At 29.8% G+C, this 20423-nt stretch carries 16 protein-coding genes, 4 tRNA genes and 3 other annotated features; of the genes, 1 reads left to right on the top strand and 19 read right to left on the bottom strand.

Annotated features, from left to right (window positions below; all coding sequences use genetic code 11):
* Window positions 1–20 precede the first annotated feature (20 nt).
* From T514_RS0123225 to ytxC, 14 genes are all read right to left on the bottom strand, one after another.
* A complete protein-coding gene (locus T514_RS0123225) occupies window positions 21–2381 on the bottom strand; it encodes an endonuclease MutS2 (protein ID WP_027626882.1) in 2361 nt (786 codons plus the stop codon).
* Window positions 2382–2403: 22 nt separating this feature from the next.
* A complete protein-coding gene (locus T514_RS0123220) occupies window positions 2404–4767 on the bottom strand; it encodes a U32 family peptidase (protein ID WP_027626881.1) in 2364 nt (787 codons plus the stop codon).
* Between the two features lie 273 nt (window positions 4768–5040).
* Window positions 5041–6033, bottom strand: a complete 993-nt coding sequence (locus T514_RS0123215; RefSeq protein ID WP_027626880.1) for a glycosyltransferase family 4 protein — start codon at window positions 6031–6033, stop codon at window positions 5041–5043.
* A 236-nt stretch (window positions 6034–6269) separates the two neighbouring features.
* Window positions 6270–6872, bottom strand: coding sequence for a cell division protein ZapA (gene zapA, locus T514_RS0123210; RefSeq protein WP_027626879.1), 603 nt, complete (start codon window positions 6870–6872; stop codon window positions 6270–6272).
* Window positions 6873–6944: 72 nt separating this feature from the next.
* Complete coding sequence (pheT, locus tag T514_RS0123205; protein WP_027626878.1) at window positions 6945–9323, bottom strand: phenylalanine--tRNA ligase subunit beta; 2379 nt, start codon at window positions 9321–9323, stop codon at window positions 6945–6947.
* A gap of 25 nt (window positions 9324–9348) precedes the next feature.
* A complete protein-coding gene (gene pheS / locus T514_RS0123200; RefSeq protein WP_027626877.1) occupies window positions 9349–10368 on the bottom strand; it encodes a phenylalanine--tRNA ligase subunit alpha in 1020 nt (339 codons plus the stop codon).
* 52 nt (window positions 10369–10420) lie between these two features.
* Window positions 10421–10640 (bottom strand) — a binding site (T-box leader).
* 61 nt (window positions 10641–10701) lie between these two features.
* Window positions 10702–11487 carry a TrmH family RNA methyltransferase gene (locus T514_RS0123195; protein ID WP_027626876.1) on the bottom strand — a complete coding sequence of 262 codons (786 nt, stop codon included), beginning with the start codon at window positions 11485–11487 and terminating at the stop codon, window positions 10702–10704.
* A 13-nt stretch (window positions 11488–11500) separates the two neighbouring features.
* Window positions 11501–12163 carry a potassium channel family protein gene (locus T514_RS0123190; RefSeq protein WP_027626875.1) on the bottom strand — a complete coding sequence of 221 codons (663 nt, stop codon included), beginning with the start codon at window positions 12161–12163 and terminating at the stop codon, window positions 11501–11503.
* 12 nt (window positions 12164–12175) lie between these two features.
* Window positions 12176–13522, bottom strand: a complete 1347-nt coding sequence (locus T514_RS0123185; protein ID WP_027626874.1) for a TrkH family potassium uptake protein — start codon at window positions 13520–13522, stop codon at window positions 12176–12178.
* A gap of 159 nt (window positions 13523–13681) precedes the next feature.
* Entirely contained in the window at window positions 13682–14041 is a 360-nt protein-coding gene (gene rplT, locus T514_RS0123180) for a 50S ribosomal protein L20 (protein WP_027626873.1), read from the bottom strand.
* 28 nt (window positions 14042–14069) lie between these two features.
* Window positions 14070–14267, bottom strand: a complete 198-nt coding sequence (gene rpmI, locus T514_RS0123175) for a 50S ribosomal protein L35 (protein WP_027626872.1) — start codon at window positions 14265–14267, stop codon at window positions 14070–14072.
* 22 nt (window positions 14268–14289) lie between these two features.
* Window positions 14290–14811 carry a translation initiation factor IF-3 gene (gene infC / locus T514_RS0123170; protein ID WP_084284865.1) on the bottom strand — a complete coding sequence of 174 codons (522 nt, stop codon included), beginning with the start codon at window positions 14809–14811 and terminating at the stop codon, window positions 14290–14292.
* Between the two features lie 27 nt (window positions 14812–14838).
* Window positions 14839–14953, bottom strand: a sequence feature (ribosomal protein L20 leader region).
* 40 nt (window positions 14954–14993) lie between these two features.
* Entirely contained in the window at window positions 14994–16904 is a 1911-nt protein-coding gene (gene thrS, locus T514_RS0123165; RefSeq protein WP_027626870.1) for a threonine--tRNA ligase, read from the bottom strand.
* Between the two features lie 80 nt (window positions 16905–16984).
* Window positions 16985–17215: a binding site (T-box leader), on the bottom strand.
* Window positions 17216–17270: 55 nt separating this feature from the next.
* Window positions 17271–18173, bottom strand: a complete 903-nt coding sequence (ytxC, locus tag T514_RS0123160) for a putative sporulation protein YtxC (RefSeq protein WP_027626869.1) — start codon at window positions 18171–18173, stop codon at window positions 17271–17273.
* A gap of 328 nt (window positions 18174–18501) precedes the next feature.
* Between ytxC and T514_RS0123155 the strand changes: the two genes are divergently transcribed.
* Window positions 18502–19212, top strand: coding sequence for a DUF6873 family GME fold protein (locus T514_RS0123155; RefSeq protein ID WP_027626868.1), 711 nt, complete (start codon window positions 18502–18504; stop codon window positions 19210–19212).
* Between the two features lie 152 nt (window positions 19213–19364).
* On the opposite strand, the gene T514_RS0123150 is transcribed toward T514_RS0123155, so the two are convergent.
* From T514_RS0123150 to T514_RS0123130, 5 genes are all read right to left on the bottom strand, one after another.
* A tRNA-Cys gene (locus tag T514_RS0123150) sits at window positions 19365–19438 on the bottom strand.
* A 4-nt stretch (window positions 19439–19442) separates the two neighbouring features.
* Window positions 19443–19517 (bottom strand) — tRNA-Gly (locus tag T514_RS0123145).
* Between the two features lie 4 nt (window positions 19518–19521).
* Window positions 19522–19597 (bottom strand) — tRNA-Phe (locus T514_RS0123140).
* Between the two features lie 6 nt (window positions 19598–19603).
* A tRNA-Val gene (locus T514_RS0123135) sits at window positions 19604–19679 on the bottom strand.
* Between the two features lie 247 nt (window positions 19680–19926).
* Window positions 19927–20355: a flavodoxin gene (locus tag T514_RS0123130; RefSeq protein WP_027626867.1), complete on the bottom strand. Its 429-nt coding sequence runs from the start codon at window positions 20353–20355 to the stop codon at window positions 19927–19929.
* Between the last annotated feature and the right edge of the window lie 68 nt (window positions 20356–20423).

Here is a 20423-nt window from a genome sequence, read left to right as displayed (position 1 = left end):
CCTCTATCAATTATAATTAACTATTTTAACTCTACTACTGTTACACCACTGCCGCCTTCTCCATATTCACCTAATCTATAAGTTTTTACATGGCTATGTCTCTTTAGCATATCGTTTATAGCTTTTCTAAGTATACCTGTGCCTTTTCCATGTATAACTGTTACCAGCTTTAACCCTGCCATATAGGCCTCATCTAAATATTTATCTGTAGAATAAATAGCTTCTTCAGCGTCCATTCCTCTTAAATCTATAGAAGAGTCAACCATTCTTAAATTTAATTTTGCTTCTCTTTTTTTAGCTTTCTTATTTTCTTCTTTTGATTTGTTAGATACTCTCAAGTCATCAAGTTTAACACTAATTTTCATTATTCCAGCTTGAACTTGCACTTCACCCTTATTGTCAGGCTTTGATAAGATTACTACATTTTGATTTAACTTTGGAAGATAAACTTCTTCACCTAATTTTACTTCTTCTATTTTTTCTCCCTTATCCTTTTGCTTCTTCTCTGTTTCTTCCTCGAGTTTATCTAACTTATTTTTAAGTTTTCTTCTTTCCTCCTCTAATTTTTGTCTTACATCAGAGGAATATCCCATTCTTTCTAAATCTCTTATATTTTTCAAAATGTTATCTGCTTCTTCTTTTGCTTCTTTAATTAATCTTTTTCCTTCTTTTTGTGCCTCTATTAAAAGCTTTTCTCTTGTTTTTTCCAAACCATATAATTTTTCTTCATATTTATCCTTTAAACTACTTGCTTCAATTTTAAACATTTCAGATTTTCTTGCATCTTCTGATGCCTTAATACTTTTCTCCTGAAGACTCTGAATTAAGTCTTCAAATCTTAAACTTTCGCTTGATATGCTTTCCTTTGCATCTTCTATAATATATTCTGGTAATCCTAATCTCTTTGATATTTCAAATGCGTTGGACTTTCCTGGTACACCTATAAGTAATCTATAGGTTGGTCTCAATGTTTCCACATCAAATTCTACTGAAGCATTTTCTACTCCTTCTGTTTTTAAAGCATATCCTTTAAGCTCACTATAGTGAGTTGTAGCCATTATCTTTACTTTTCTCTTCTTTAAATTTTCAAGAATAGATACTGCTAGTGCCGCTCCTTCTGTAGGATCAGTACCTGCACCCAATTCATCGAATAATACTAAAGAATTTTCATCTGCCTTTTTAATGATATCTACTATATTAGTCATATGAGATGAGAAAGTAGACAAACTTTGCTCAATACTCTGTTCATCTCCTATATCTGCAAAAACTTCTTTAAAGAAACTAACTGTAGAATTTTCTCTTGCAGGAATCATTAACCCACTCATAGCCATAATATGTAATAGACCTACTGTTTTTAATGAAACAGTTTTACCACCAGTATTAGGTCCTGTAATAATTAAAGAAGTAAAATCTCTCCCTAAGTATATATTTAAAGGTACCACAACTTTAGGGTCAATAAGTGGATGCTTACCTTCTACTATATCAATTATTCCTTCATCATTTACACTAGGGCATATACAATTTAAGCCACTAGCAAATTTAGCCTTAGCAAATATAAAGTCTAACTCCCACACTATATTAGCATTATTTCTTACAGCTATAATATTGTCATATATTCTCTCTGAAAGTTCTTGTAAAATTCTTTCAATTTCTGCTTTTTCCTTTAACATTAATTCTTTTATCTCATTGTTTAAATTTACAAGACTCATAGGTTCAATAAATAAAGTTGCCCCTGAAGAACTCTGGTCATGAACAAGTCCTGGCACTGACCCCTTATGTTCTGCTCTTACAGGTAAAACATATCTTTCTCCTCTAATTGTATATATGCTTTCTTGTAGATATGGAGCATAGTTTCTCATAAGAGCATTAACCTTATCCCTTACAGAAGTATTCTTATCCTTAAGAGCCCTTCTTATATTATATAATGCACTACTGGCTCTATCAGATATTTCTTCTTCACTTACAATAGCATTAAAAATATTATCTTCTAATGTTTTAAGCGGTACTATTCCTTCACATATATCCTCAATAACCTTATAACTTTCTTCCTCATCTTTATGATCTATATACTCTTTAAATCTTCTAGCACATCTTAACATTGTAGCAATTCTTAATAACTGTCCTGGCATAAGAGAAAAACCTTTTTCTGCTCTTTTTACTCCTTCTCTTATATCATAAACTCCTTCAAAAGGAGGCGCTCCCTTTTTAGTTAATAAATTAAGAGCTTCCTTAGTTTCCTCCAGATGTTCCTTAACTTCATATATATTATCATAAGGTTTTAAATCTTCTATTAAGTCCTTAGCAGCTTCTGTGCTAGTATAACTTTTTACCATTTCCTTTATTTTATTAAATTCTAAAACTCTCAATGCTCTTTCGTTCAATTCTCTCAACCACCTTTTTTAGTTACTCTACTCCTCGTTTATAATGGCCCCTAGTAAAATTATTAAAATCTTTGGTGAAACTTTTCTTAGTAAAGGCCCTTAATATATCCAAAGTATTGTCATAATTCTCATCTATAAAATCTAATCTAAAAGAACTTATACCCATATTTTCCAACTCATTTATATTCGGTATAAGGTTTAAAGGCACAGAGTTATAAACATAACTTCTGCAAAAATTATCTGTTAATACAGAAAACCTCTCATCCATTCTATCAATTAGTTGAAAATCCTTACCTTTGCAGTATCCATTGCATTCCTTATCTTTACATTTTCCTCCAAAATTGCTTCCAATAGGACAATACTCACTTACCATAACTTCTATTTTTCCATAAACTAAATTTTGAATATTATTCTTATTATTCTTCAATACATTTTCTATCTCTTTTTTATTTAATTCTACACTTAAACAATTTCCACTTAATATATCTTCATAAAAATTTATGGAATAACTATTAAACATATTTAATTTATAGTCACCTATTATAGTAACTTGTTCTTTAAATTCATTTATAATACCTAAATTAGCAGTAACTATTCCACTAATATATTTTGCATTATTTTCTATGAATTTCTTTATAGTTTTAAATTCCTGCTTTATAATATTAGGTATTTTAAGATATATATTTAAATTTTTATCCTTAAGTTCTTCTATAGAAACTTGATTTTTTCTCATAAAAGGATTAAAACATATATTTACTATACCACAATCACATGCTGCCTTTAACTGTTCTTTTGTAGTAATGTAAACTAAGCATTCAGGTATATTTCCTTTTATTTTATTATACTTTTCTACTTTCTCTTCTTTTAAAACAGTTTTTACTTCTCTATTCCATTTACTTAAAACTTCTTCTTCTACCATTAATAAAAGTCTTCTTCTTATATCATTTATAGAAGATACTGGCAAGAAGCCTTCTTCGTATTTCCTAAAAATTATACTTTCGAATTTAAAAGGTGTATCTCCTGTTTTATTTAAGTTTTCTTCTATCTTGCTCTTTTCTAACGGTCTCTTTATAGCCTTTTGAACTATATCTCCCTCTACTAATATATCTTTTCCATTGATATTTGTAGAAATAGTTATAGGAGAATCTACTTTAAAATTAATTTCTATATTCAAATTAACCTTTTTATTATAAGGATTCATATAATATTTTTCATATTCTTTTAATAGACTTATATCTGAAGTTTTAAATAATTCATCACCAAAACTATAATTTACAGGATATAGTTTAACTCTATCTCCTTTAAATCCATTTTCTACTTCTTTATTATTTTTAATTATTTTAGATACAGTAAAACCTTTTTCTTTATTTCTTACTCCATCTTTTAAATTTATCTCTTCTTCCAAGGTTATTGTTAAATCCTTATTCACCTTTCCAAGAAAGAGTCCTGTATTTTTAGGAAAAGAATATGCCATCATATCCTTCCCAACATTTCCATAAAGATAAGCTTTTGAAAAACCCTCTCTATTAAATAACTGAAGAAGTTTTTTACTTTCTTTTTTATGCTCAAATTTATTATCTTCTATTTTTTCTTCTAAACTATCAATAGCTTTTCTATATATTTCTACTACTCCTGCCACATATTCTGGTCTTTTCATACGTCCTTCTATTTTAAGTGAAGAAGCACGGCTTAAAATTATATCTTCAATATTTTCTAAAGTGCTTATGTCCTTAGGACTTAACAGATATCCCTTTTTTTCAATGCCACAGGTTTTATTCAAAAGTGTATATGGCAACCTACAAGGCTGAGCACATCTTCCTCTATTTCCGCTTCTTCCACCTATGATACTGCTCATAAGACACTGTCCAGAATAGCATATACAAAGTGCTCCATGAACAAATATTTCTGTTTCTACTCCTAATTCATTAGATATGTTTTTTATTTCTTCTAAAGATAATTCTCTAGAAAGAACTATTCTTTTAAATCCTAATTCTTTTAATAATTTAGCTCCTTCTATATTATGTACAGTCATTTGAGTTGAAGCATGAAGTTCAAGTTCAGGTACTTGTTCTCTTAAAAGATATACCAATCCTGTATCCTGAATTATTAAACCATCTACTCCTATCTTATATAAAAACTTAGCATATTGTAATGCTTCTTCTATTTCTTTTTCTTTTAAAAGAGTATTTAAAGTTATATAGACCTTTACTCCATAAACATGACAATACTCTACTGCTTTTTTCATATTTTCATCATCAAAATTTGAAGCATATGCCCTAGCGGAAAATTTACTTCCCCCTAAATATACTGCATCTGCTCCTGCCTGTACTGCTGCATATAAACTTTCCATACTTCCTGCTGGGGCTAGTAATTCTACTTTTTTCATTTACATCTCTCCTAATTAAATCCTAAAGTTTATTATACAATATATTATTTGCATTTAAAACTTATTTTACCTAAAGTGATAAAAAAGTACTCTTCATTTCTTACAATTGATAGAGGGCAATAGATAATTACATAACATCTTCTTCTGCTACTCTACAGAAAATCTAAAATTAAAAAATAAAAAATGCCCTTCTTTTGAAAAAGCATTTTTTATTAATTAAATTTTAGCCTATCTTCAAAACCTAGATTGTAAATAATAAAGAACGTTCAATTGTCAACTTGTTAACAACCTTTTATAATTGTTATACAACTCTATTGCAGACTTTTCCCAACTATAATTATTAAGAACATAATTTTTCAAATCATCATCTTTATTTTTCTTTATAGCCTCTTCTATACATTCACCAATGCTATTCTTATTGTAAGGGTCGCAATACATAGCCATATCCTTAAAATACTCTTTTGCACTGCCTTCTTCTGTGGATACAATATTACATCCACTTGCAGCAGCTTCCAAAGATGATAATCCCGGGGTTTCAATGAAAGAAGGTAATACATGTAATTTAGCAAATCTATAAGCATTATAGATATTATAGCTATCCATAAATCCTAGATAGGTAACATTGGGCAAACTTGTACAGCTATTATAATATTCTCTGTCTGTTATATTACCTATAAGCACAAGTTCTAACGCTAAGTCTTTACATATTTTAGCTAAGGTTAATTGATTCTTTATTTTGCATATTTTCCCTACACACAATATATAATTATCCAATTTATATCTTTCTTTAAAGTTATAAAGAGGTACATCTTCATTTTCAACTTCTACTCCGCTATATACAACTGTATAAGGAAAATACCTACCAAATTCTCTTTTTAGTAATTCTCCCTCCATATCACTATTAGTATAAACCATTTTACATCCCCTAAGTATTTCATATCTATATGGTTTACATTTATCCCATAGCTTAATTCCTTCGAAATCCTTTTCATAATTAAGATACTTTTTTAAATTCCAATATAACGGCGAAATTACAATAGTTTTTTTATACTTTTTAGCATTTTTATAATATTTATAAGTTTCCCCCATAGTTGTAAGATTAAATAAATGTATTATATCATATACAGAATAATCATTTATATATCCATTATTTATATCTACGGTAACCCCCATTTTTTTCAAATGCTCCGCTGTTTTTATAACCTGCATTGAATCACCAGCAAAGTTTCTATAAAAGTCACCTCTAATGCAGAATAAAACTTTCATAAATATATCCCCCTATATATTTGTCTCTATATCTTTAGACTATTATTATGCATGTATTTAGGTGAATATCACAATATTTATATAAACAGAGTTCTTAGCTTCAGAACACTGAAGCTTAGAAATCGTTATCCAGGGACGTAGCCGCTCTTTACTCCCACTTTGAAGAAGATGTGAGTATTAGAGCGGGTAGTCATCGAATAAACAAAAGGTGTGTATTTAAAATACACACCTTTTGTTTATAGTTTTTTTTCCATGTTTAACATAGGACTGTTCTGTTTCTTTTCCTTAGCTAATTGAACTTGCGTCTCAATTAACCTATGTTGTAAATCCATTACCTTGTATTTTGCAGACTGAACTTGGAACTTGTATTCTTTACATTCAGATTTTAGAACATTATTTTCCTGCAAATATTTTTTGCAAGCTTCCTGTAAAATATCTCGTTCTTTAGTTATAGAATTCAGTTCTGCTTCTTTAGCTTTTAATGTTTCTTCATGTTGACTACCTTGGGTCTTTTTCTTAAGCTCTTCATTATAACTTTCCAATTGAATAGCTTTACTATTTAACTCCTTCATTTTTTTAATTAAATTGCTTTCTTTTTCTTCCATTTTATTAATTTTATCTAAAAGCTGTTGAATCTCTTCGTCTTTTTTTAACATATCATCAACGGCATTTATAGCAGTTAAAATGGCAGCTGAGGAGGTACTAAGTTTGCTATTATTGTCTGTTATATTTTTCAACTTCTTATCTACATAACTAGCAACTTTATGTAAATATTCTTCTTTTTCATTACCCTTTAGGTTATACTCTACTCCATTTATCCTAACAGTTACTATGTTCATGTAAACACCCTCTCAGATAAATTCATATTTAACTATATTTTAACACAAATCACTAATAGTTAAAATATTAATTTATCTAAGCTGTGCACCTAACTTATTTTCTATAGTTCTAACTATTTTATCATGAACTTTATTAACTTCTTCATCTGTCAATGTTTTATTTTCTAGTCTATATAGTATGGAGTATGCAATACTCTTTTTACCTTCTGGTATTTGCTTTCCTTTATAAACATCAAATAGTTTAACTTTCTCTACCATTTTTCCGCCTTGTTTTATTATTATATCTTCTATTTCCTGAACTAATATACTATCGTCTACTAACATAGCAATGTCTCTAGATACTGCAGGGAACTTTGGTAGAGGTTTATACATCTTATTTAAATTAGAATGATTATATAATAGGTCTAAATTTAATTCTGCAATATAGCATCTTTCATCTATTCCATAATTTTCAGCTACATCAGGATGAATTTCTCCTAAAGTTCCTACTAAATCTCTCTTTATATATAAATTAGCAGTCTTTCCTGGATGGAAAGTTGGATTTTCACTTTCACGAGTAAAGCTAGTTCCAAATATTCCTAAGTGATCTACTACATTTTCAACTATTCCTTTTAAATCTAAATAGTCTACATTACCATATAAACCTATAGTTATAACATTTCTTTCTTCTGGAAGCTTTAATTCATCATCTCCTGGTAAATATACTTTTCCCATTTCGAATAATCTAGCTTCTTCATTATTTCTTGAATAATTTCTAGCTAATGCTTCCATCATTGAAGATAAAGTAGTAGTTCTCATTATACTATAGTCCTCTCCAAGAGGATTCTTTATCTTTACTACTTTTCTTAAAGGACTATTTTCTGGTATTAATATTGTATCAAAAACCTTTGGACTAAAGAATGAATAACTTATTGATTGATTTAATCCACTTCCTATTAAAGCTTCTATAACTCTATCATCTAAGTGCTGCTTTCTATTTTTTCCGCCTCTTTCGCTAGCATTATTTGATATAGTAACAGGAACATTATTATATCCATAGATCCTTGCTATTTCTTCTGCTACATCTTCTTTTATGTTTACATCACATCTAAATGTAGGAACTGTAATAACTAAAGTATCTTCTTTTATCTCTGTTCTTAATTCTAATCTATTAAGATATTGTTTCATATCTTCTTTAGAAATATTTGTACCTAAAAATTTATTTATCCAATTTGAATCTACTTCTAAAGTATGTTCTTCAAGCTTTTTAGTGTAAACGTCAATAGTTTCTTCCATTACATCTCCTGCTTCTAATTCATTTATTAAATTACAAGCTCTATCAATAGCCATCTGAACTAAATTTGGATCTAAATCTTTTTCAAATCTTGAAGATGCTTCTGTTCTTAAACCTAACTTTTTAGAAGATACTCTTACATTAGTTCCATCAAAATTAGCACATTCAAATATTATGCTAGTAGTATCCTCTTTTACTTCTGAATTTAATCCACCCATTATTCCTGCTAATGCTACAGTTCTTTCACCATCTTTTATGCATAGCATATCGTTTGTTAAATCTCTTTCTATTTCATCTAATGTAGTAAACTTCTCTCCATCTTTTGCTCTTTCTACAACTATAGTATTAGATGTTATTTCTCTAGCATCAAAAGCATGCATTGGTTGACCTAATTCAAGCATTACAAAATTAGTTATATCAACTACATTATTTATAGGTCTTACCCCTGCCTCCATTAATCTTTCTTGCATCCACGCTGGTGAAGGAGCTATTTTTACATTTTTAACTCCTCTTGCAGCATATCTTCTACAAAGATCATCTCTTACTTCTACTTTTAAGCTATCAGTTATTTTAGATTCACAAGAACATTTGTAATCTAAATTAGGCATAGTGTAATCTATTCCTAATGTTGCTGCAGTTTCCCTAGCTATTCCAACTACACTTAAGCAATCTGGTCTATTTGATGTTATTTCAAAATCAATTACAGAGTTATCTAATCCCAATACTTCCTTTATATCTTTACCGATAGGAGTATCCTTTGGAAGTATCATTAATCCATGTATTTCTTTTTCTCCAGCAATGCCTAACTCTTCTTCTGAACACATCATACCATTGGAAACTATACCTCTTAATTTTCCTTTTTTTATTTTTACTCCTCCAGGTAATGTTGATCCATGAAGAGCTGCTGGTACTATGTCTCCTTCTTTCATGTTATTTGCACCGGTTACTATTTGAATAAGTTCTTCTTTTCCTACATTAACTTGACATACAACTAATTTTTCCGCATCTGGATGAGGCTTTATCTCTTCAATTTTTGCTGTTACTACATTTTGTATATCATCTCCTGAAGAAATTACTTCTTCAACCTTTGAGCCTGATAATGTTAATCTATCTCCTAACTCCTGAGCTGAAATATCTATATTAACATAATCTTTTAACCATTTAACTGGAACTTTCATTATTTATTCCTCCATTCGCAAATTTCTAAAATTGATTTAAGAATCTCATATCACTTTCATAAAGTAATCTTATATCATCTATACCATATTTAAGCATAACCATTCTATCTACACCAAAGCCAAAAGCGAAACCACTATAAACTTCAGGGTCAATTCCGCAATTTCTTAACACTTGAGGATGAACCATTCCACAACCTAATAATTCTATCCATCCACTTCCCTTACATACTTTACATCCTTCTCCATTACATACAAAGCAAGTAGCATCCATTTCAGCTGATGGTTCAGTAAATGGGAAATGATGTGGTCTAAATTTAGTCTTTACCTTATCTCCAAACATTTTCTTTGCAAATAATTCTAAAGTTCCCTTTAAATCTGCAAAAGTTATTCCTTTATCTACTACTAAACCTTCCATTTGATAAAATATAGGTGAATGAGTAGCGTCTACTGCATCAGAACGATATACCTTTCCTGGGGATATCATCTTTATTGGTGGCTTCTGCTTTTCCATAGTTCTTACTTGTATTGGTGAAGTTTGAGTTCTTAAAACTATGTTATCATTTATGTAAAATGTATCCTGTTCACCTCTTGCTGGATGATTCTTAGGTATGTTTAATGCTTCGAAGTTATAATAATCTAATTCTACTTCTGGTCCTTCTTCAATTGTAAATCCCATGGATATGAATATTTCTTTCATGCTTTCTAACGTTAAATCTAATGGATGTCTTTTTCCTAAAGTCTGCTTTCTTCCTGGCATTGATATATCAATAGTTTCACTTTGAAGTCTTGTTTCTTTTTCTTTTGATTTCATTTTCTTGGAAGCATCTTCTATTAATTGTTCAATTCCACTTCTTACTTCATTAGCTAACTTTCCAATGATAGGTCTTTCTTCGGAACTTAATCCTCCCATTCCTCTTAATATTTGAGTTAACTCTCCTTTTTTTCCTAAGTATTTAACTCTAATATTTTCTAATTGGCTTTTATCCATAACTGATTTCAATTCATTTATGGCACTTTCCTTAATCTTCTCTAAATTTTCTTTCATAACTAGAGCTCCTTTCAATATATTTTTTTAAATAATAAAAAAAGTCCATCCACATAGGGACGAACTTTTATCCGCGGTACCACCCTGATTAACACATATGTATTGTGTTCATCTCTATAATATATCGGTTATTCACCGCTAATCACTACTATTATTTCATAATTAGAACTCAGAAGTGAACTTCAATATAAAATTAATAAAAAGGCTTTCAGTCTATGACCTTTTCTCCCTAAAATAACTTTTATATTTACTCTCTTCATCATAGTTTTTTAAATATTTAATTATAACATCTTTAATTTTAAATTCTACATATTAATAGCAGAATTGTCAATGCTATTTTAAATTTTGTCTTACCACTTCAAACATTATAATAGATGCTGCTACTCCTGCATTTAATGATTCCGCTCCACCAGGCATAGGTATTTTAAAGCTTTCATGAGCCATATTATATATTTCATCACTTATTCCATTTCCTTCATTACCTATACATATAACAACCTTACTATCTTTTAAAGGTAAGTCAAAAAAGTTTTTATCTGATTGCAATGAACTAGCTAATAATTTAAAGTCTTTGTAGATTAAATCATTTATAACTTCAAAATTATTATCTTCTAGTATAGGAACATGGAATATTGATCCCATAGTTGCTCTTAATGTTTTTTCATTATATACATCTACAGTTCCCTTAGTAACTATTATACCTAAAGCTCCTGCTGCATGAGCAGTTCTTATAATAGTACCCATATTACCTGGATCTTGTATTCTATCCGCTAAAACATAGAATCCATTTTCATAGCTTATATTTAAATCCTTATTACTAACTACAGCTATAATACCTTGAGGAGTATCTGTGCTACTTATAACTTTAAATACTTTTTCATTTAATAAATATACATTTGTATTGTCTTTTATCTTCTCATTAATATTAAAACTTTTATATTTATCTAAAGAATTATCGCATAAAAATATTTGTGATACACTAAAATCTGACTCTAAGGCTTCACTTACAAATCTAAAACCTTCAACCAAAAATTTATTTTCTTCTCTTCTATGCTTTCTTTCTTTAAGTTTTTTAATTTCCTTTATTATAGAATTCTCTTTACTTATAATAGTATCCAAGCCTATTCCACCTTTATTTGGATATTAAGTTTTCTAGTCTGCTTAATTCTTCCGCTCCGCCTATAGCAACTACAATATCCCCTGGCTCAATTATATCCTCAGCGTTAGGAGAAACATTTATATCATTATCCTTTTTAATTGCTACTACATTTATTCCATAGTTCGCTCTAACACTTAACTGTTTTAAATTCTTTCCATGCCACTCTTTAGGGCTTACAATTTCTGCAATACTATAATCTGGTGATAATTCAATATAATCAAGTATATTTGATGATACTAAATTATGAGCAACTCTTACTCCCATATCTCTTTCTGGAAGTACAACTCTATCTGCTCCTATTTTGTATAATACTTTTGCATGTAATTCATTATTAGCTTTAGCAATTATATACTTTACTCCTAATTCCTTAAGTAAAAGTGTTGCCATTACACTGGCTTGTAAATCTGATCCTATAGTTACTACCGCTACATCAAAATTACGTATTCCTAAAGATCTAAGACTATTTTCATCTGTTCCATCTGCCTGTACTGAATGAGTTACGCTATCAGAAATATTTTGAACCATATCTTCATCAGAGTCTACTGCTAAAACATCATTACCTAAAGCATATAAAGTTTTAGCAACTGAAGTTCCAAATCTACCTAAACCTATAACAGCAAATTGTTTTTTAGCCATAATAAACACTCCTTAACCAACTAATACTTTATCTTCTGGATATTTTATAGTATTTGAAGTTTTCTTTTTTGATAAGGCCAATGCCAATGTTAAAGGCCCCACTCTTCCTGCATACATAGTAAAAGCAATAATTATTTTTCCTATAAATGATAACTTAGTAGTTAATCCTAAAGTTAATCCAACAGTACCAAATGCTGAAGTAGCTTCATATAAAAGATACTCTAATGAAGCACCATGCTCTGTTATGGAAAGTACCATAGTTACAAAAATCACTAAACATAAACCTATAACAGTTATAGCTAAAGACTTATATATTGTATCCTTAGAAATTCTCTTTTTAAATATTTCAGTATCTTCTCTTCCCTTTATAATAGATAATACTGTCATAAATAATAAGCCTGCTGTAGTAACCTTTATACCTCCGGCAGTAGATCCTGAAGATCCTCCTATAAACATTAATATAGTAGTTAAAAATCTTCCAGCAGTAGTCATATCTGAAGTAGAGATAGAATTAAATCCTGCAGTTCTTGGACTTACTGAAGCAAAGAAGGCTGATAAAAACTTTCCTTTAAAGCTCATGTTTTTTATGGTACCAGGATTATTAAATTCAAATATAAACATCAAAATTGTTCCAACAATTATTAAAAAAGCTGTAACAGATAAAGCTAATTTTGAATGTAAGGATAATTTCTTTAGTCCTTTAAAATTGTATATTTCCTGCCATACATAAAAACCAAGGCCACCTATTATAATTAGAAAAGAAATTGTTAGTATTATTACTGCATTATCCGCATAGCCTGTTACGCTTTGGAAATTTCCAAAAAGGTCAAAACCTGCATTACAAAATGCAGATACAGAATGAAATATGCTATAATATAATCCTTTTGCCAATCCAAACTCTGGAATAAACTGTGTTGACATTAAAGCTGCCCCTGCAATTTGTACTGTGAAAGTAAACAACAACACATACCTAGCCATTTTTACAAGTCCCTGTAAAGAAAAAGAATTTAATGCTTCTTGCATTACAAGTCTATCCTTTAATGTAATTCTTTTACCTAGTACAAGAGCTATCAATGTGGCAAAGGACATGAAACCTAATCCACCTATCTCTATTAAGCACATTATTACAGTCTTTCCAAAATAACTCCAATGAGTTCCTGTATCTACAGTAACTAGCCCTGTTACACAGGTAGCTGACGTAGAAACAAAAAAACAATCTATAAAAGGAGTTCTAATTCCTTTTTGCGTTGCTATAGGAAGATTTAAAAGAATAGCTCCTGTTAATATAACCACTGCAAAACCTATAGCTAAAATTTGTACAGGAGTAAGTTTAAAACCTTTTATTACATTTATTTTCATCACATACACCCCGTATATTAGTATAATTGATAAACATTAACAATAATTATATCATGTAAAAATACCTTGTCAAACTCCAAAATGGAGCATTAATATGTATAAAAAGGGCATATAAGTTAAAAAATGCAGCTTTACTGCTGCATTTTTCTAAGCATTATTTTAAGCATTAATTTGTGCTTTAGCTATTTGAACTAAATCAGAAAAACCTTTTGGATCATTTATAGCTATTTCTGAAAGCATTTTTCTATTTATATCTATTCCTGCAAGTTTGATTCCATTCATGAACTTTGAGTAAGAAAGTCCGTTACTTCTTGTAGCTGCGTTAATTCTAGCTATCCATAACTTTCTAAAATCTCTTTTCTTTAACTTTCTTCCAACATATGCATTTCTTAATGCTCTTACAACTGATTCATTTGCTGTCTTAAATAACTTGCTTTTTCCACCATAATAACCTTTTGCAAGCTTTAATATTTTTTTATGATATTTACGAGCATTCATCGCTCTTTTAACTCTTGCCATTTAAATAAACCTCCTTTTAAGCCCTAAATTATAGGTATGGTAATAATTTCTTCATTGCTTTTTCTTGACATTCAGCTACATATCCAGTCTTTCTAAGATTTCTCTTAGTCTTGGAACTTTTCTTTGTTAATATGTGGCTTTTGAAAGCCTTAGCTCTCTTTAATTTACCAGTTCCAGTAACCTTGAATCTTTTAGCTGCACCTCTATGTGTTTTCATTTTTGGCATAGTATATTCCTCCTCTCAACGATCATGCTCTCTTTGGAGCTAGAACCATTGTCATATTTTTACCTTCTAATTTTGCAGGTTTTTCTATAACACATATATCTCCAACTTTTGTTAGAAATAAGTTAAGTATCTTTTCTCCTATAAAGGAATAATCAGCTTCTCTTCCTCTAAATCTTACTGTAACTTTTACTTTATCTTCAGCCAATAAGAATTTTTTTGCATTATTAGCCTTTATCTCAATATCATGTTCTTCTATTGTAGGACTTAATCTTACTTCTTTTAAGTTAGTGACTTTTTGTTTTTTCTTAGCTTCTTTTTCTTTCTTTGACTGTTCGTATACGAATTTACCAAAATTCATTATCTTACAAACAGGTGGTTTTGCAGTAGGAGCTATCATAACTAAATCTAACTCTTTTTCTTCTGCAATCCTTAGGGCTTCAGCTGATGATATAACACCTAATTGTTCACCATCACTTGTTATAACCCTTATTTCTTTTTCCCTAATCTCTTCATTTACGAGGAAATCTTTACTAATAATATTCACCTCCCAGGTGGTTTTCAAATATATATTACAAATAAAAAAGGACGGCAGAGCCGTCCTTAATATACAACATACATGTGTACTTAATATCTAACCTTACTAGCTATGCTGTAAGGTGAGAAACGGCTGGTTTCTTCTTAACATGTTACATTCTACTATATTAATATTACATTGTCAACATTTTTTTATTCACGAACTCTATCTTTTACTTCTTCAGTTACTTTTGAAATAAACTCATCTAAACTCATAGCACCTAAGTCTCCACCTTTTCTAGTTCTAAGAGCTATTTTGTTTTCATTCATTTCCTTATCTCCAACAATGATCATATACGGAATCTTTTGAAGTTGAGCTTCTCTTATCTTATAACCAATCTTTTCATTTCTCTCATCTATTTCAACTCTTATTCCATTTGCCTTTAGCTTATTAGCTACTTCTTTTACATAATCTTTTTGTGCATCTGTTATATTCATAACTCTTACCTGAACTGGTGCTAACCAAGTTGGGAATGCTCCAGCAAAATGCTCTATAAGGATTCCAATGAATCTTTCAATACTTCCAAATACAACTCTATGCACCATAACTGGTCTATGCTTTTCTCCATCTGGTCCTACATATGCCAGATCAAATCTTTCTGGCATCTGGAAGTCAAGCTGTATAGTACCACACTGCCATGTTCTTCCTATGCAATCCTTTAAGTGGAAATCTATCTTAGGACCATAGAAAGCTCCATCTCCTTCATTTACTATATAAGGAAGACCAGCTGCATTTAAAGCTTCTATCAATCCATTAGTTGCTGCTTCCCAATCTTCGTCACTTCCCATAGAATCTTCTGGTCTTGTTGAAAGTTCAACGAAATATTCAAATCCAAATGTTTTATAGAAATTATCTATTAATTTAATAACATTTAATATTTCATCTTTTATCTGTTCTTTTGTCATAAATATATGAGCATCATCTTGAGTAAAGCATCTAACTCTCATAAGACCATGTAATGCTCCTGAAAGCTCATGTCTATGAACAAGTCCTAATTCTCCTAATCTTAATGGGAAGTCTCTATATGAATGTAATGAACTCTTATATACTAATATTGAACCTGGACAGTTCATAGGTTTTATTGCATAATCTTCTTCATCTATCTTTGTGAAATACATATTTTCTTTGTAATGATCCCAATGTCCTGATTGATGCCATAATGCTTCATTTAATATTATAGGAGTTCTTATTTCATCATAACCTGCTTCTGTATGTCTTTCTCTCCAGAATCCTTCAAGTATATTTCTAACTATCATTCCCTTAGGATGGAAGAATGGGAATCCTGGTCCTTCTTCATGGATACTAAATAAATCAAGTTCTTTTCCTAACTTTCTATGGTCTCTCTTTTTAGCTTCTTCTAACATATTTAAATATTCATCTAGTTCACTCTTCTTAGTAAATGCTGTACCATATATTCTTTGAAGCATTTTATTTTTTTCGTTGCCTCTCCAGTATGCTCCAGCTACTGATAATAATTTAATAGCTTTAACTTTTCCTGTGGATGGTACATGAGGGCCTGCACAAAGATCCACAAAATCACCCTGTTTATAGAATGATATTACAGCATCTTCTGGAAGGTCTTGTATAAGCTCTACTTTGTAAGGCTCATTTTTTTCTTCCATTAACTTAATAGCTTCTTCTCTTGGAAGTTCAAATCTTTCTAATTGAATATCTTCCTTAACTATTTTAGCCATTTCCTTTTCTATATCACTTAACATTTCTGGTGATATAGTAAAGTCTGCATCAAAATCATAATAAAATCCTGTATCTATTGCAGGTCCAATAGCTAGTTTTACATTTGGATATAATCTTTTTACAGCTTGAGCTAATATATGTGAACCTGTATGTCTAAGTGTCCACTTTCCATCTTTGTCCTCAAAAGTTAATATATCCAAAGAACAATCCTCGTTAATTTCTGCCATTAACTCTGAATTTTCACCATTTAATTTAGCTCCTATAGCTTTTTTGTAAAGTCCAGGACTAATTTTCATAGCTACTTCGCTAATCTTTGTTCCTTTTTCAAACTCCATTACTTTTCCATCTTTTAGTGTTACTTTAATCATTATTTTTCCTCCCTATCTATGAAATGTATTTTCAATTAATAATCAATTAATAATAAAACAAAAAAATAAAAACCCTCCCAAACTGGGACGATTTTAATACCGTGGTTCCACCCAAATTAACAATAGTTCTAAAAAATAATCCTATTATCATCTTTAGACCTTTAACGCAGGCAACGGACATGCTTACTAATAGTTCAGCATACAGCTCAAAGGTGGTTTTCAATAAATCCTATTAAGAAAATCTTTCAACCTATGGATTTTCATCTCTTTTAATAGTTTCCTTATTTACTCTTCCTTTTCACGGCTTTTTATCATCTTTTTTTATAATTATATTCTTTAGATTTTATAATGTCAATATTAAAACCATTAATTATTTGTTTTCTTATTAATTTTTTTGCATATTTTACAGCTATCACAAAATACTACTCTCTGCATGAAAACATTTTTCACCGTATTTATAAATTCTTTATTAACGCAATTTTCGGAGCAATGTATGATTATTTTATCTGGGCAATAGGTTATTAATGCACTGATTAGCATATCCTCCATATTCACAGCCCCTGTAAACTTACTTCCTAAAAATTCACTAAATAATTTTTCTGTTATATCTTCGCCGTCTTTATCTTGTATTATGTAATTCCCCTCTTTATCAATAATAATATTAACTTCTTCTATCTTGCTGTCTTGTATATCAACAAAATATTTAAGAAGCTTTATAAATTCATTATATTCCTTCTCTACTAAATATTCCTCAACTACTTTTTCTATCATATTCTGTAATTCATTCTTTAATTCTTTCATTCTAAAAGTTAAGAAGCCTTTAATATTTATTTCATTATTTTCTTCAACACAACCAACTATTTTATCTATTATTTCATTTTTTCTATTCATATAATATATATTAGAATCATCAATAACACAGTTATCGTTATTTAATACTTCTACACTTTTATTTTTAACTTCCTCAATTTCCTCTTCACTTAGAAAAAAATAAGTATCTGAAAGGAATTCTAATACATATTTATTCAAGAACTCTTCTACCAATACCTTATACAATATATTAGCTATATATATATTAAACATATTTTCATTTTTCTTGGTTAACTTCTCTTCTTCAGGGAAAGATATTTTAATGAAGTGAGTCCCATTATTTATGCTCTCTGAAATTCCTGCGTCTATTTTTTTATTTTTAAAAAAGTTTTTTACATCTTGTATTCCCTTTATTATTTCTTCCAAATCTTCTTCATATATAAGCTTAAATGAATCCATCAGCCTCACTCCTTTCTACAATAGTATGCGTTTAATTTCATGGTATATTCATAATTATTTATTCAAATATCGACAATTTAAGAACTAAAAACTTGTCAAACCACAAATTGCCTTAGGCTTTCAATTTTAGTATAATCATTATATAAAAAATAATAACTAATTATAAAATCCACCCATATCCATTTATTTATATTTATAATTTTAAAACCTTATTTGAAACTTTCCTAAAATATAATAGAAGATGCATCTTCTTAATCCTACATTCTATACTCTCTATACTCTGTTATTTCTATTTTAAAATCACTGAAAGGTTGTGGTAATAATCACTATGAAACATATTATTGTGGACTACAGAATTAGTGAAGAAGAAGAACTAAGCTTAGTAAAGTTAGGATATAAAATATTAAAATGTCCTCCTAGCAATCATCTTTATGAAGCTGTTTGCGGTCATCCTGACATGTTGATGCATATAATTGATAATGAAAATGTTATCGTTCATCAAGATATGAATTTAGACTTTATAAATATATTAAAATCCTTAAATTATAATGTATTACTATCCTCCAATAAATTAATAGATAAATATCCTTATGATATAATTCTAAATGCAGTTAATTTTAAAAACTGTTTTATGCACAATATAAAATATACAGATAAGACTCTGCTTAAAAAGATTAATTATAAAAAAATTATAAATGTTAAACAAGGATACACCAAATGTTCTACAGCTATTATAAAAGATACTGGTATTATTACTAGTGATAATGCAATAGCTTCAATTATGAAAGAAGAAAATATCGATGTTCTACTTCTTCCACCAGGTGATATAATTTTGCCTGGTCTAAATTATGGATTTATTGGTGGGTGCTGCGGAATGATAGATGAAAATATAATTGCCTTCTATGGCAACCTAAAATATTACGCTTACGGAAAAGAAGTTATGAACTTTCTATATAAACATGATGTGAAACCAATATTCTTACATGATGGTAAATTAATAGATAGAGGAAGTATTTTTGTAATTGATAATTATAAATAATAAAGTATAGAGTTTAAAATATAGATAAGGATAATTTTTCGTAATGTTTAAAAAAAGAATTGTCCTTATCTATTCTTTTTTTAAAACTTCTCATTACTTCTACATTTTCAATTTGAAATAAAAAAGCAACACCAATTGGTGTTGCTTTTTACTGGAGGCGCCACCCAGACTTGAACTGGGGATAGAGGTGTTGCAGACCTTTGCCTTACCACTTGGCTATAGCGCCATATTGGAGCGGAAGACGAGATTCGAACTCGCGACGTTCACCTTGGCAAGGTGACGCTCTACCACTGAGCCACTCCCGCATTTTGGTGGCTGGACCAGGAATCGAACCAGGGACACGAGGATTTTCAGTCCTCTGCTCTACCGACTGAGCTATCCAGCCAATCTATGGTGGGCACAACAGGGCTCGAACCTGTGACCCTCTGCTTGTAAGGCAGATGCTCTCCCAGCTGAGCTATGCGCCCATAGATTTAATCATGAAGACAATATTTATTATAAACAAAACCTTTTAAGTTGTCAACACTTTTTTTAAAAAACACTTTTTTTAAAAAACACTTTTTTTAAAAGCAACTTCTGTAATAATAACGAAAAGTAACCTTTACTTTTCGTTATTATTACAAAAACTTCAAATCTTATAAATACTTTCTATAGTGTTGACTAAAAAGTTTTTCTTTACTCTTCGTTTTTCACTTTTTAAATAATAGTTTGTAATTAAGCCTTAGCTAAAGACTTTCCTAATTCTCTGCATTTTTCAAGTCCTTCTTCATCAGGAGTTTCATGTATAATCAATCCATCATCTACAAGTTTAGCTCCATAATCCTCCATTCTTTCTTGCCACTGTTCCATCCATTCTCCATTTCCCCAACCATAAGATCCAAACAAAGCTAAGTTTTTACCTTTAACTGCTGATGAAATCATTTCAACAAATGGTTCCATTTCTCCTTCCTCTAATTGTTCTGCACCCATAGATGGGCACCCTAAAGCTAATGCATCAGCACCTTCAACATTTTCTATTGTTGCTTGTCCTACTGTAAGAAGTTTAATTTCCACCCCATCAATTTTAGCTCCTTCAGCTAAAGCATTTGCCATTGCCTCAGTATTTCCCGTTCCACTCCAATAAATTACAACTAAATTTTTCATAATTATCTCTCCTTTATTGATAATGATTTTCACTCTCAATAAAATTCTAATCCTTATTCATCTTTTTG

Source organism: Clostridium lundense DSM 17049, from assembly GCF_000619945.1.
Lineage (GTDB): Bacteria > Bacillota > Clostridia > Clostridiales > Clostridiaceae > Clostridium_AO > Clostridium_AO lundense.
Note: the sequence above shows the minus strand (reverse complement) of the source record. Positions and strands in the feature narration are given on the sequence as shown.